Origin of the sequence: Ktedonobacter robiniae (genome assembly GCF_016587375.1) — a bacterium.
Classification (GTDB): Bacteria; Chloroflexota; Ktedonobacteria; order Ktedonobacterales; family Ktedonobacteraceae; genus Ktedonobacter; species Ktedonobacter robiniae.
This window is the reverse complement of sequence record NZ_BNJG01000001.1, coordinates 408,407-421,672: the sequence shown is the minus strand read 5'-3', so window position 1 is coordinate 421,672 and position 13,266 is coordinate 408,407. Positions and strand designations below refer to the sequence as shown.

Sequence of the window (13,266 nt, the reverse complement as noted above, 5' to 3'; positions counted from 1 at the left end):
CAGAAGCCATGGCGAGAGGATCATCCGACTCGCCATGGCTTCTTTTGGGTTTCTGCGTATTGCTAGGCGCTCACCAGTGATTCCAGGAGGTTATTTTCCTGAACAACAGTCAGTGAGAGCGCTTTGTAGCCAACCTCATCAAAGAGCACAATGATTTTATCTTCCTCATAGCGCATCACTAGTCCGGGTCCCCACGAGGTATGCCGCACGCGGCTGTTAATGGGGAAGGGCTGCTGCTCAACAGGGGTGTTCGTGGTGACGATACCAGCATCGCAGTTTGCGCAGTTCTGGCATGGCCCTTCAAAGACCTCGCCAAAGTAGTTGAGCATATATTCGCGCTGGCAGTCATGCAGCTCGGCATAACCGCGTATCATCTCAATGCGTGAGCGATCATGCTGGCGGCGCGCTTCATCAATATGAATGGCTTCTTCGATGGCCTGGTGATGCGAAATATACTCGGGATTGGCGACGACTTCTCCAGTGGAGAGGGTTTCGATCACGTTGAGCTCTTCCAGTGCAGTGAGGATCTGCATGGTTTTGGTCTGGGAGAGATGGAGGGCCTCGCTTAGCTCTTTAGTGGTGATGGGACCTGGTTGCTCCTGAATGGTTTCCGCGACTAGCTCCACCTCTTCTGCGTCAACGGATGAGCGTCCCGAGAGGAAATAGCGAATATTGAGATCCTTGGGGCTATAGAAGAGGATGGCCCTGGCCGCTTCGCCATCGCGACCAGCACGCCCAATCTCTTGATAGTAGGAGTCGACCGAGTCGCTGATATCATAGTGGTAGACAAAGCGTACATTGGGCTTATCCACACCCATGCCAAAGGCGGTCGTGGCCACGATGACCTCGACCCGGTCTTCCATAAAGTCCGACTGAACCTGGGTGCGTTTCTCACCCTTCATGCCCGCGTGATAGAAGGCGGCCTTGATACCGACTGCTTGAAGTGCCTCGGCTACCTCCTCAGTGTGCTTGCGCGTGGCGGCATAGATAATGCCTGGTTTGGCGTTCTCCTGTACCCGCTCGACGAGCGCTTTTTTCTTGGTGCGTTCATCCTGAAAGCGCTCAACACCCAGCCAGATATTGGGGCGATCAAAGCCCTGGACAATGACTTTGGTATCTTGCATGTGCAGGCGCTCAAGGATCTCTTCGCGCACAGGGGGCGCAGCTGTGGCGGTCAAAGCCAGGACTCTAGGATGTCCAAGTTCCTCAATAATCGAGCCGAGACGTAGGTACTCGGGCCGGAAGTCATGGCCCCATTCGCTGATGCAGTGCGCCTCGTCGATGACAAAGAGCGAGGGTTGGATCTGACAAAGGCGCTCCAGCGTCTCCGCATTGTTGAATTGCTCGGGCGCCAGGAAGAGAAACTCCAAGTCTCCCTCTTCCAGGTCCTCCAGGATAGTGCTTGCCTCTACATCGCGCTCTACTGAATTGATAAGTGCGGCATTGCCGATGTTGAGTTCTTCAATATTTTCGACCTGGTCACGCTGGAGCGCGATCAAGGGCGAGACTACGACCGTTGCCCCTTTGAGGAGGTGTCCGGCACATTGATAGATAAATGATTTCCCAGAGCCTGTCGGAAGGACGGCCAGGGTATCGTGTCCTGAGAAAACCGCCTGGAGTGCTTCTTGTTGTCCAGGGCGTAACTGATCGTAGCCAAAGGTTTCGTATGCTATCTTCGCAAACGGGACTTTGCGTGAGCGTACCTGCTTGTGATCCTGTACCATGCTGTAAAACTCTTTTCTAGTGTTGAGCTAAGCTTCATTGCTTGCCTCTCATATATAGAACGCTTCATCTGGCAAAAAGAAAACGGAGACTGATCTCAACATTGCGGGAGCGAAAAACTTAGCCAACGTTAAGGTGCTTGTTGTTGCTTGTATAACGAGAAGAGAAAAAGTATCTTTTTTCCTGGCAGGCGGCCATGTGTATGCCGCCATTCTCAATGAAGGAGCGAGCGTCATGGAGACCTTCCCCCAATCCGAAGAGCGTCACGATGATATTCCTATTCCGGCTTCGCTGCCTCCCGCAGAGGGACGCGACGATATTGGACGTGAGAACGATTTAGAAAGGTATTCGCCAGTGGGATCAGGAGAGCCAGGGGTGCTTTCACAGCCCCCTGTCGAGGGGAGAGTGGATATCGCTGAGGATATTGAACAGGAGCGTCAACAGGCCTATAGTTCGACGAAAGACCAGGAGAAGAAGCGGCAGGATTAGTGAGCGTTATATAAGGAGAGATGCCTGGGACAACAAAAAAGAGGACTCGTTCCCATCCCTGAGAACGAGTCCTCATATCATAACGCTATTAGACAACCGTGGTGAAGGAATGAGAGGTGTCTAGCGTTACGCTGAAAGCTCTTGCATATCGAGCTGGAGTATTTCTGGAGCAAGATCTACGGGAATCTGCTCCTCTGCCAGGCGTTTGACCCATTGGTAGTTCCCCTCAATAGGGGTATCCTGTAGGAGTTGCTGCGCCAGGAAGAGCCAGTTGATGGCGTTCGGTAGCGTCAGGTAATCGCTATTAGCGCGCTCGGCGGCATCCTGGCTCATGCGCTGATATTTTTCTGTTTCGGTAAGCAGGGTATACAGATGCTTCGCTACCTGGGTCGTGTTGCCTGGCTCGATCAGGTGGCCAGTAATACCATCCTCGATCTGGAGTGGAATGCCCCCACATTATAGGCAATAACGGGCCTCCCCTTCATCAGGGCCTCCGTCACCTTGACCTCAAAGCCCTCTTTGGTTGAGAGCTGAAGCACCACTTTGCTTCTGCGCAGCAGCATGTTGAGCACCTGGTCGCGATGTGGCAGGCGTAACACCTTGATATCATGCGCGAAACGGGCGTATGGCGCCGTTTGCAGGATGTTCCAGATGAGATTATAGATGGGAACGCCATCGGGATCATCAATCGAGCCATTGCCCGCAATGACCAATTGTGGAACGGGTAGGCACTGCTCCTCTAACATCTCACGCAGCTTGCGGTAGGCGTCCAGTACATCGGGTATGCCTTTGGAGGGATCGAAGCGCGCGATCTGCACAATGAAGGGACGTGTTTCATCCAATGGAGCCTGACCGGCAGCTTCCAGGTAGGTATTGAAGAGCTGCATATAGGTATCGAGCTGCTTCTCGCTCAGTGGCTTGTTCAGGCCATCGAGCGGGTCAGTGGTCGCGGGCATGTAGAAGACCTTGTTAGCGGGCACATTATCTGGAATAAACATGCTCATGGGGTGGCTCACAAAGTAGTCCGCGAGCTGAATCTTTTCCCACAAGAAGCTCCAGGTGACATGTTGTGGTGTACCTGGCTGGTTGGCCAGGCTACTCACGATCTGAATGTGTGAGCGGTAAATGATCTTTGCCTCGGGATTGACGCGCTTAATATGTGGAATAAGGCCAGCGGGCTGAGGATCATCAATCACGACCACGTTTGCCTGGGTGAAAACCTCGTGCAGCATCGCCGCGTTCTCTTCCGTCCAGGACTCGTAGACCTGTATATCATCAGGCGTAAGCACCGTGTCGGGACTTGAGACGGCTTGCAGGACATTATGTACTTTAGTCTTTGTGATGTCGAAAACTTCCTTGCTGGGCTGAAGAATATACCAGTGGGCATCGACATCAAAGAGGCGGAGAAGCCGGATGAGGGCATGACGCATTAAGGCGACACCACCACCACGCGGGGTCGCGTTGATGAAAATGAGTTTTCGACCCTGTAGGCTCTGGGCCAGGGCTTCCAGGCGCGCAAAGTCGGCTGGTGGCGTGACTCGACGGTAATCTTCCTTTGTCACCAGCTCCGATGGGAGAACCTCATTGACGCTGGTCAGTACCGGGTCCACAATATTTTGCTCATCGAATGTTTTCATCATCGTCTTTATACCTGAGGCCAGGGTTGTACCCGTATCTGCTGGCAGATGAAAGGGGACAATATCCTCTTCGAGCCAGAGACGAGAGTGCAGATCCTGGAAGCGAGGATCGTGCGTAAAGGTACTGGCAATGTACTGTAGATTGTGCTCCTGGGCTGCCTGGCGCAAAAAGGTGAGTACCTGCTCTACTCCATCCTCGTGGAGTGGTTGAGTAAAAGCATGGAACTCCGCATCCTGTTCGCTTTTACGAGTGGCTGCTATATGTAAAGTGTTATCTTCTAGTCGAATACCAGCGTATTTCGCAGTTGGATTTGCAGTTGGTTTTGTACTTGCGTTGCTCGTACCAGGAGTGTAAACATTTTTCAACATCGCGTACTTCTTTATTTCTTCATTTCAAGAACCAGCATCGGGCTTAAAACCGCGACCTTGGTTTTACACTTCATATGTAACTAAGTATAACTTCGCCAGCGGGTTACATCGGTACCAGGTCATGAGCCATGATGCCAACGCTTCCTGGTTGCTTGAACCAGTTGCGCCCCTCTCGAGCGAGAGCAATTAAACGACGTGGAGCAGGCAACCCTTTACCATGAAAGAACAACAGTGAAAGCCGCTTCACAGCAACTAGCTTCGCTCACACGATTACATGGTCTGCCCTGTCCTATACCCTACTATCGGCCTCTTCATTGTTGGAAACATAATCCCTAGTACTTTATGGCATAGACACCATAGCATCGATAAATGGCGTAAGAAAAACGGATATAACCCTTCCTTTCATTTTCCTCTATGGCTTGATCCCGTCTCACCACCTGACCTTCTTATTTTACAGCTTAGCCGTGAACTATTTTTATCAATATAAACAAGAAAAGCCTTCACACTATTCCTGGTGGAATTTCTCAAGGGTGGGCTGCTGGTTGGCTTAGTGGCTGAGATACAGGAGGCAAACTATACTGAATGTGTGATGAGGATGTCAGTGGGGAGCACAGGAGACAGGCAAGATGGGTAGCAAAAGGAGGAGACAATAGTGTTTAAGCGCATTCTAGTTCCCCTGGATGGCTCACCTCGGGCAGAGCGCGCGCTTCCGCTAGCAAAAAGGGTAGCGCGTGCCACACGAGGCTCGATTGTCCTGGTTTACGTAGTGGATCCAGTAAGTGATCTCTGGGCAGTGGAACAGGCCCCCCTGGTGGAGATGCGCCTGCGAGAGGCCGAGATGTATCTCAACAGTTTGCTAAGTCCTGCACCAGCGGGGGAGGAGGCCGAGATAACGGAGCCGCCCATCCCCACAGAAATGTTGTTACTGCGTGGAAGCGCAGCCGCCAGCATTCTGAATGCGGCCTCTGAAACGCAGGCGGATGGTATTGTAATGTGTAGCCATGGACAAAATGCTGCTTCACACTGGCGTATCGGCGGAGTCGCAGCCAAAGTCGTACGGCACGCGAAAGTCCCGGTCTTGATGCTCAAAGAGGAGGGCGGGGTGCCTGCGGGCCCACATCCAGACGCAACTGAACCTCTTCGCGTGCTGGTGCCATTGGATGGCTCGGCGCCAGCCAGGACAGCGCTTACATCGGCGGCTTCTCTACTGGCGAACCTGGCCCCACAAACGCCTGCTCAATTGCATCTCCTGCATGTCATTCCTGCTAACGTACAGCTTTTAGAAAATGAGGGGCGTAGACACGAACTGGTGCAGAAGGCGGGAGAATACTTGCAGTCCATGACTAAAAAGGTCAAGGAGAGCCTGGTGGAACCCTCGCTCTCGCCAAAAAACTTTATGGTTACCTGGTCTGTTATCCTGGACAATGACGTCGCGAATGCCATTGTGCGCGTGGCCGAACATGGCGATACGCAGGATGGTCTTGGGAGCATGCCCAGGTGTGATGGGATCGCGATGGCGACGCATGGCCTGAGTGGCATCCGGCGTTGGGCCATGGGTAGTGTGACGGAGCGCGTGTTGCATGGTACGCGGTTGCCGCTTTTGATTACGCGTCCAGCCTGGGTTGGGGAGCATGCAGGGGAAGAGGAGACTGAGGAGGAGACATAAGATGTTTCACAATGTTCTGGTTCCTCTGGATGGGTCTGCGTTTGCTGAACGCGTGCTCCCGCTTGCCGCTGCCATTGTGCGCCGTTCGGGGGGAACATTGTTTCTGGCACGCGTGGTGCGAGTCATTGATAACATGGCATCGTGTATGGCGCTTGCCAATCCCTATGCCTGCTATATGTATGCCGATGACGATGTCGACTCGGCGGAGGATGCGAAGAACTACCTCACACACCTGACTCAGAGACCAGCGGTCGCTGGTATAGAGACTCAGCAAGTGGTCTTATATGGCGAGGCGGCATCGTCTCTGCTCGCCTTTGCGCGTGAGCAGCATGTGGATATGTTCGTGATGAGCACGCATGGGAGGACCGGTTTTAAGCACTGGATGCTGGGAAGCGTAGCGCAAAAGGTGGCGCGCCATAGTCATGTGCCGGTACTCATAATGAGTAGTGCATGCCTGCGAGAGGAATGCCTTACGCTTGAGAAGCCAGGTGCGCTCTGCGCGCTGGTTGGCCTGGATGGGTCCAGGTGGGCAGAGTCAGTGCTGTGTCCAGCGGCGCAACTGGTGTCTCTGCTCTCAGCACCCCAGCAAGGTGAATTGCACCTGGTACGCGTAATTCAGTCACTCTCTAGCGATGAACTCGCCCTGTACCGTCGCGCGTGCCTCGTCCAGAACATTGAAGAAGAGGCGACATCGTTGGCACATGAGTATCTCAAGAACCTGGTTGCCAGGTTGAAAGACACACTTGGAGCGGAAACCGGCGTACGGCTATCATGGGCGATTGTGAAGGGGAGCGACCCGGCTCATACCCTGCTTCACCTGGCTGAGACCAGTCAGTGTGATGAAGCAGCTCAGCTTTGTCACCTGGTAGCGCTTGCTACACATGGACGTGGTGACTTTGAGCGCTGGGTTCTGGGGAGCACTGCTGAGCGCGTCCTGGCTGCGGCGACGAGGCCCGTGTTGCTGGTACGTCCTGATCCTGGTAAAGCATTGTAGCAGCAGGTGGGAACATGTTCCTTACTGCATGGAACATGTTCCCACCCGCTATAGAAGCGAGCTAAACGGGGAAATGGCTTAGAGCTTGAAGCCTCCCATATTCCCCAGGTTTCCCAGGTTTTTTTGGAGGTCACTCTTGAGTTCATCAGATGAATTATAGGTTTTTTCGGGCAGGCGATCAATAACCGCCGTAATCTGCGGATTGCCCCCGCTAAACTGCTGTGCCATCTGTTTAAGATTGGATGTGGACACAGGGTAGGGAATCTTATTGACCATCTGGTCTACCTGGGTAATATCAAAGTTCATTCTGGTATTTCCTTTCTGTTTCTCAAGCAAATATCTATGCACCCATGGGATACTTACGGGTCTGTTCTCATCATAAACATGTAGCAAAGGGGAAAGAGTGATGTGAGAGAATCTGCCATCGTGTAGTTTTTTGCGCCGTGTATGCTGAAAGCGAATGCACCATTGGCAGAATCTAATTCAGCATATCCTTGGGCGTTATGCCATCACTAAAGGAGAATACTCATGGTAGATTATGCGCAGCCCAAAACACCCTCGGCCCTGACCCACTCCCGCCATGCTCTCACTGAGCAGTACAAACAGGTGCGCGCCTTCTCTGAACTGATATGTAAGCCGCTGGTGACAGAAGATTATGTTGTGCAATCTATGCCAGATGTCAGCCCGACGAAATGGCATTTAGCTCATGTGAGTTGGTTCTGGGAGACCTTCGTGCTCTCCGCCGCCCAACCTGGCTATACCTCGCTCCATCCCCAGTACACATATCTTTTCAATTCCTACTACAATAGCGTCGGTGCGCGCCATTGTCGCCCCAAGCGCGGTCTGATTTCTCGTCCAACCGTTACGGAAACCTACCAGTATCGCCGCTATGTCGATGAGCACATGCAGGCCCTGTTTGAGCATCTCGAAGAGAGTCGCCTGGGCGCGCTCACACCCATTATCACGCTGGGTCTGCATCATGAGCAGCAGCACCAGGAACTGATGCTTACCGATATCAAGCATGTGCTCTCTTGTAATCCTCTCAATCCCGCTTATCATGAGGCTCCTGTCTCTTCCTCGCTCTCGGTTGCACCCCTGCGTTGGATAACTTATCAGGAGGATGTCTACTGGATAGGCTATAAAGGCGAGGGATTTGCCTTTGACAACGAAGGACCCCGGCATAAAACCTATGTCCAGCCCTTCCAACTGGGCTCACGCCTGGTCACCAATGGTGAGTACCTTGAGTTTATCGAGGATGGCGGGTATCGCACACCCACGCTCTGGCTCTCGGATGGCTGGCGCACCGTGCAAGAGCAGCAGTGGCAGGCACCCCTCTACTGGGAGAAACGGGATGGTCAGTGGTGCATGATGACCTTGAGCGGCCTGCGTGCAGTCAACAAAGACGAGCCTGTCTGCCATGTCAGCTACTACGAGGCCGATGCCTACGCCCACTGGAAGCATGCCAGGCTTGCGACCGAGGCGGAGTGGGAGGTCGCGGCCAGTGGCCTGGACGTGAGAGGGAACTTTGTGGAGAGTGGCGTCTACCATCCTGTGCCTATGCAGATAGCGCTCCAGAAAGAGGGCCCCATGCAGATGTATGGCGATGTCTGGGAGTGGACACAGAGTGCCTATGCTCCTTATCCAGGCTTTCGACCTGCATCAGGAGCGGTTGGCGAGTATAACGGTAAGTTTATGTGTAACCAGTTTGTCCTGCGCGGTGGTTCATGTGTCACCTCCCTCTCGCATATCCGCCCAACCTATCGCAACTTCTTCCCACCAGATGCGCGCTGGCAATTTACAGGCATTCGCCTGGCCAGGGGGGGAGAGGCGCATGCGTAGCAAGCATCTGACACTCCAACTGCTTGATTGCGCCCCCACCTGCACAACGTTGCGGCAGGAGGTCATGCAGGGGTTGCAGCAGTCGCCCAAGGCCCTGCCCAGTAAATACTTCTATGACGAACTGGGGTCCAGACTCTTCGCTCAGATCTGTGAACTGGAGGCCTATTATCCAACGCGCACCGAAAGGCGGATCATGCAGCAGTGCGTGGAAGAACTTGCTGAACTGCTCGGGCCGGACTGCTTGCTTGTCGAGTATGGGAGTGGCAATAGCCTGAAGACACGCATGTTACTCGATACGCTGAAGGACCTGGCGGGGTATATTCCTATAGACATTTCAAAAGCGTATCTGAAGGAGGCGGCTATTGCCCTGGCGCTGGCCTATCCAGCGCTCGAAGTACTGCCTGTCTGCGCCGACTATACCAGTGAGTTTGAGCTTCCCATGCCTGCGAGAGCGGTACGCCAGCGCATCGGCTACTTTCCGGGGGCCACAATTGGCAACTTTGAGCCAAAGGCGGCCCGGCGCTTCCTGCAACAGATCGCGCACACCTGTAGAGGTGGAGGGCTGCTCATCGGCGTCGACCTCAAAAAAGACTTTACGGTCCTGCACCATGCCTATAATGATCCGCAGGGGATCACCGCCCAGTTTAACCTGAATCTCTTGCGGCGACTCAATCAGGAGTTGGAGGCCGATTTCCAGCTCGCGCAATTTCGCCATTACGCTTGCTATAATCCAGGTGAGGGGCGTATCGAGATGCATCTTGTGAGCCTGGAGGAACAGGTTGTACACATTGACGATATCGAGATCCCTTTTAAGCGTGGCGAAAGCATCTGGACCGAGAGTTCCTATAAATACTCGCTGGAGGAGTTTGCGCGCTTGGCGCGAGCCGCAGGCTTTAGCGTTGAACGCGCCTGGTGCGATGAGCAACGGCTCTTTAGCGTCCAGTACCTGACAACCCTCTAGTTTGTAGGTGGTATGGTAAAGCCCTGGCAGTCGCAAGCTGCCAGGGCTTTACCATACCACCTACAAACTATCTGGCTTATTTGAATTGCAGGTCAATGGTTTGTTGTGGCACAGAGCCAGTAGAGGGCGTATTTAACAGGATAAACGTACAATTGGGGTTGCCATCGGGAATCATAAATGCGGCAGTACCAGTCACGTTTGATTGATTAGAGTCGACGCTGGTAGGGACATCACTGTCGCCGTCTGGGGGGCTTGTGGTGTCGCCAGATTGGAGACGCATATAATCGCCATCGTAGCCAATAAACGTCTTGGAACTGGTGTTATCCATGCGCAGCTTGAGCACGACAAAGCGCTTTCCGTTATCGGCCTGTTTGCCCTGGAAGCTCATTTGCAGTGTGGCGCTGGTAATCGTCCAGGTCACATCGGCATACTGGACATGTTTATTGGGTGTGATCGTCGTTGGCTGGTATTTCGCCACGTCTGCATCGGATTTCAAAGGAATATCAATCTGGGCTTCAGTGCTCTTGCCCAGGCGGAGGGTCAACTGATCTGGCTTAATATTCGTGGCTACCGGGAAATCAAGCCAGTTATCGCGCTTGGTCGAGGCATCGGGACCCGAAGATTTTTGCATGGTGCCTGGCGCGATACTATTGCCACCGGGCAGAATCAGATGCGCGACGTCTCCGTAGTAATAATACGATCCTTTTGAAGAGGTATTATCCTCTTTCAGGTTTAAGCGCAGCAGACCCGTCTGATTCCCATTCTCATCACCTGGCAGGCTGTTCGCCTGCTGAACATTGACGATGCTGATGGAGACGCTGGCATAGGTAACGGCCTTGGTATTGAGTGCCGTCGTGATGACTGAACCACTACTGGTGCCTGAGTTATCCGAGCTATTGCCATTAGAGTTATAGGTAGATGGCGTGCTGCGAGAAGCACTGGTGGCGGCGCCTTTGATCCATTGGAAACCAAGGTATCCCGCTCCGCCACAGAGCGAGAGTATCACTAGCAGGATAAGTATCGTTCCGCATCCAATCTGTCGGAGTGCTTTCCCTGATGAAGAGGGTTGGGCCTGAGCGTAGGACGGGACAGGCTGGTAATTCATAGGCCGTTCATAGGCTTGTTGTGAGATGGCTGGTCCTTGAGAAGGAGGAGGAGGAGGAGGCGTGGGTGTGGGCGAACTCCATTGGGTTGCCTCCTGCTGGAGATCGCGATACTGAAGTTCCCCTGGCGTACGTTCCGTCGGCTTATTGATATCTTCCTCAACGATTGAGCCACAGTTTGAGCAGAAGCGCTGTCCCGCGCCCAGGGGGGATCCACACGAGGGGCAGGAACGACCTGGTTGTTGAACCATGGAAGTGTTCTCCTTACATTGTATGAGCATCTATGCGCTTGATAAAGCGGCGCAAAAAAGACTGTTGTACTATTGAAGTAAAATGCGTTGCCAAAGCGGATGAGAAGTGATCTTATATGATCAACGCTGGTGGACGCATACTTTGGAGAATGAGAAACACTTCATTCGGCGCATGTGCCTATATGTGGGATGAGGTCTTGAAGGTGATTTGAAACGTGTGATTATGGCGATGTCTACATGGGGAACTTCTGCCAAAAATGTTAAAGCCGAGGTGCTGCCCGATATCTGGTAAGCACTCGGCTTTAACTCATTTCTCTCAGTCGTGAAAGTTTAAGAGACACTGCAGAGAAATGCATCTTTGTTGGCGGTGTTTCTTGCGCAACTTTCATTCGCGCAAACCACATAGCAAAGACGGCCTTCCAATATTGACGCGTCCTTTATTGGGGCATTACTAGTATAGACCCAGATTTGCTTTTTTGCAAACACTGCTGTATGTGTTCAAGGGCTGTCTGCCAAGTTTCTTCTGACTCTTGTCTTGGCTCGCGTAGCGAGCCTTGGAGTAAAGAAGGTGTATGTGGAAAACGGCAAAGCCGTTTTCCACATACACCTTCTTTACTCCTGAGTGCCGCAGGCACGAAGGTTCTTCGGGGAAGATTTTTTCGTTGGTGATTGTTCTTATATGGCAGAGTACGCTATTTATAGAGCAATGTTATTATGAAGCGCGACGTCCCGCTCATATTCGGGGGCGCGCATTAAGAATAAGGGAGAGAACCCATCCATGAAGGTTGAAATCTGGTCCGATGTTGCCTGCCCCTGGTGCTACATTGGGAAGCGACACTTTGAGGTCGCGCTGGCAGAGTTTCCACAGCGCGAGCAGGTTGATGTTATCTGGCGCAGCTATCAGCTTGACCCCAACGCCCCCCGCGACTCGAAGCAGACAACGGGCGAGGCCCTCGCGAAGAAGTTTGGTGGACCCGAGAAGGTAAAGGCTATGAACGAGCGCGTGACGCAGGTCGCTGCCGAAGCTGGTCTGGAGTATCATCTAGACACGGCCATCTACGACAACACCTTTGACGCGCACCGCCTGATCCATTTCGCGGCTCACAAGAACCTCCAGGATGAAGCTAAAGAGCGCCTGCTCAAAGCGCACTTTACCGAGGGCGCGGCGGTCTCCGACATTAATGAGCTTGTGCGCCTGGGGACCGAGATTGGTCTCGATGCCGATGAACTGCGGGGGGCGCTTGAGAGCGATGCCTATGCCGACGAGGTAAAGGCGGACTTCCAGCGTGGCAGCATGTTTGGTGTTCAGGGTGTTCCTTTCTTCGCCATTGATGAGAAGTATGGGATCTCCGGCGCGCAGCCGAGCCAGGTATTTGCGGAGGTGCTCACGAAGGCGTGGTCCGAGTCCCATCCACTTATCAATTTCAGTGGAAGCACGCAGGATGCGGGCGTCTGTGAAGGCGACAATTGCGCCATTCCCCAGAACGACTAAGAGCGTAAGAGGCATGGGCTTTTGTACAAAGATCGCACAAAAGCCCATGCCTCCTCTTATGAGTGGATGGTGGCAAGTATTCTCAGCATGCTTTTGCTGCGCTTAGATGCGCTCAAGCAGGAAAACGGGGATCTCGCGGGCGGTCTTCTTCTGATATTCGCCGTAAGGGGGAAAGACCGAGATTGCCTTCGTGAAGGCCTGCGCCCGCTCATCGCCACTGAGCAACCTGGCTCTGGCAGGAAACTTCTCGCTTCCAACCTCAACCGTGATATCGGGATGTGCCATGAGATTGTGATACCATAGAGGATGCTTCGGTGAGCCTCCCTTGGAGGCGACCGCAAGATAGGTATCCCCATAAGGAACCGACATTAACGGATAAATACGCTCCCGACCTGATTTCGCCCCCTTCGTTGTAATGAGAATCAAAGGCGCCCAACCTGGGACCTTTCCCCTATTAGCGCGAAATTCCTCGACAACTTTTTGATTGCGCTCAATGAACTCAGTATCATTCATCCCCTGTATCTCCTTATCTATCTCCTGGATATTGGGTTTCCTCACCCTATTTTAACACATGCTGAATTTATACTTTGATAAGTAAGTTTTATTTACCGTATTATGTATGATTTTTGTGAAAATACTCACTTATGGCACCGCTTTTAAACTCTTGCAGATGCTCTATCTCGCGAGTCCCTTTGCCATTGCGGACTGGACACAACTTTAACCAGGAGCTATTGCAACAAATC

12 protein-coding genes are annotated in these 13,266 nt (G+C 52.9%); 6 read left to right on the top strand and 6 right to left on the bottom strand.

All coding sequences use genetic code 11. The features are described 5' to 3' along the window. Nucleotides 1-62 precede the first annotated feature (62 nt). Entirely contained in the window at nt 63-1,724 is a 1,662-nt protein-coding gene (locus JMJ04_RS01715) for a RecQ family ATP-dependent DNA helicase (RefSeq protein ID WP_201368843.1), read from the bottom strand. A 232-nt stretch (nt 1,725-1,956) separates the two neighbouring features. Between JMJ04_RS01715 and JMJ04_RS01710 the strand changes: the two genes are divergently transcribed. Further along, complete coding sequence (locus tag JMJ04_RS01710) at nt 1,957-2,211, top strand: hypothetical protein (protein ID WP_201368842.1); 255 nt, start codon at nt 1,957-1,959, stop codon at nt 2,209-2,211. Nucleotides 2,212-2,337: 126 nt separating this feature from the next. Here the strand turns inward: JMJ04_RS01710 and JMJ04_RS01705 are convergent, their stop codons facing one another. Next, nucleotides 2,338-2,544, bottom strand: coding sequence for a hypothetical protein (locus tag JMJ04_RS01705; protein WP_201368841.1), 207 nt, complete (start codon nt 2,542-2,544; stop codon nt 2,338-2,340). A 74-nt stretch (nt 2,545-2,618) separates the two neighbouring features. Next, on the bottom strand, nt 2,619-4,217 hold the full coding sequence (locus JMJ04_RS01700) for a glycosyltransferase (protein ID WP_201368840.1): 1,599 nt from the start codon (nt 4,215-4,217) through the stop codon (nt 2,619-2,621). Between the two features lie 652 nt (nt 4,218-4,869). Here JMJ04_RS01700 and JMJ04_RS01695 point away from each other — a divergent pair. Further along, the gene (locus tag JMJ04_RS01695; RefSeq protein ID WP_201368839.1) at nt 4,870-5,883 is read left to right on the top strand and encodes a universal stress protein; all 1,014 of its coding nucleotides are present in this window, start codon (nt 4,870-4,872) and stop codon (nt 5,881-5,883) included. A gap of 1 nt (nt 5,884) precedes the next feature. After that, nucleotides 5,885-6,877, top strand: coding sequence for a universal stress protein (locus JMJ04_RS01690; protein ID WP_201368838.1), 993 nt, complete (start codon nt 5,885-5,887; stop codon nt 6,875-6,877). A 78-nt stretch (nt 6,878-6,955) separates the two neighbouring features. Here JMJ04_RS01690 and JMJ04_RS01685 read toward each other — a convergent pair whose 3' ends face one another. After that, entirely contained in the window at nt 6,956-7,183 is a 228-nt protein-coding gene (locus tag JMJ04_RS01685) for a DUF2795 domain-containing protein (protein WP_201368837.1), read from the bottom strand. A 222-nt stretch (nt 7,184-7,405) separates the two neighbouring features. Between JMJ04_RS01685 and egtB the strand changes: the two genes are divergently transcribed. Next, nucleotides 7,406-8,716 (top strand): ergothioneine biosynthesis protein EgtB, encoded by a 1,311-nt coding sequence (egtB, locus tag JMJ04_RS01680; protein ID WP_201368836.1) that lies wholly within the window; start codon nt 7,406-7,408, stop codon nt 8,714-8,716. Next, the gene (gene egtD, locus JMJ04_RS01675) at nt 8,709-9,677 is read left to right on the top strand and encodes an L-histidine N(alpha)-methyltransferase (protein WP_201368835.1); all 969 of its coding nucleotides are present in this window, start codon (nt 8,709-8,711) and stop codon (nt 9,675-9,677) included. Before egtB ends, egtD begins: the two co-directional genes overlap by 8 nt. Nucleotides 9,678-9,753: 76 nt before the next feature. On the opposite strand, the gene JMJ04_RS01670 is transcribed toward egtD, so the two are convergent. Next, nucleotides 9,754-11,031 (bottom strand): zinc ribbon domain-containing protein, encoded by a 1,278-nt coding sequence (locus JMJ04_RS01670; protein WP_201368834.1) that lies wholly within the window; start codon nt 11,029-11,031, stop codon nt 9,754-9,756. Nucleotides 11,032-11,809: 778 nt separating this feature from the next. Between JMJ04_RS01670 and JMJ04_RS01665 the strand changes: the two genes are divergently transcribed. Then, on the top strand, nt 11,810-12,523 hold the full coding sequence (locus JMJ04_RS01665) for a DsbA family oxidoreductase (RefSeq protein WP_201368833.1): 714 nt from the start codon (nt 11,810-11,812) through the stop codon (nt 12,521-12,523). 102 nt (nt 12,524-12,625) lie between these two features. On the opposite strand, the gene JMJ04_RS01660 is transcribed toward JMJ04_RS01665, so the two are convergent. Further along, nucleotides 12,626-13,036 carry a nitroreductase family deazaflavin-dependent oxidoreductase gene (locus JMJ04_RS01660; protein ID WP_201368832.1) on the bottom strand — a complete coding sequence of 137 codons (411 nt, stop codon included), beginning with the start codon at nt 13,034-13,036 and terminating at the stop codon, nt 12,626-12,628. Nucleotides 13,037-13,266 lie beyond the last annotated feature (230 nt).

Bases quoted from the DNA above. Each gene is read 5' to 3' on its own strand.
- JMJ04_RS01715 (WP_201368843.1), bottom strand. From the start codon at position 1,724: ATGGTACAGGATCACAAGCAGGTACGCTCACGCAAAGTCCCGTTTGCG.
- JMJ04_RS01710 (WP_201368842.1), top strand. From the start codon at position 1,957: ATGGAGACCTTCCCCCAATCCGAAGAGCGTCACGATGATATTCCTATT.
- JMJ04_RS01705 (WP_201368841.1), bottom strand. From the start codon at position 2,544: ATGAGCCAGGATGCCGCCGAGCGCGCTAATAGCGATTACCTGACGCTA.
- JMJ04_RS01700 (WP_201368840.1), bottom strand. From the start codon at position 4,217: ATGTTGAAAAATGTTTACACTCCTGGTACGAGCAACGCAAGTACAAAA.
- JMJ04_RS01690 (WP_201368838.1), top strand. From the start codon at position 5,885: ATGTTTCACAATGTTCTGGTTCCTCTGGATGGGTCTGCGTTTGCTGAA.
- JMJ04_RS01685 (WP_201368837.1), bottom strand. From the start codon at position 7,183: ATGAACTTTGATATTACCCAGGTAGACCAGATGGTCAATAAGATTCCC.
- egtB (WP_201368836.1), top strand. From the start codon at position 7,406: ATGGTAGATTATGCGCAGCCCAAAACACCCTCGGCCCTGACCCACTCC.
- egtD (WP_201368835.1), top strand. From the start codon at position 8,709: ATGCGTAGCAAGCATCTGACACTCCAACTGCTTGATTGCGCCCCCACC.
- JMJ04_RS01670 (WP_201368834.1), bottom strand. From the start codon at position 11,031: ATGGTTCAACAACCAGGTCGTTCCTGCCCCTCGTGTGGATCCCCCCTG.
- JMJ04_RS01665 (WP_201368833.1), top strand. From the start codon at position 11,810: ATGAAGGTTGAAATCTGGTCCGATGTTGCCTGCCCCTGGTGCTACATT.
- JMJ04_RS01660 (WP_201368832.1), bottom strand. From the start codon at position 13,036: ATGAATGATACTGAGTTCATTGAGCGCAATCAAAAAGTTGTCGAGGAA.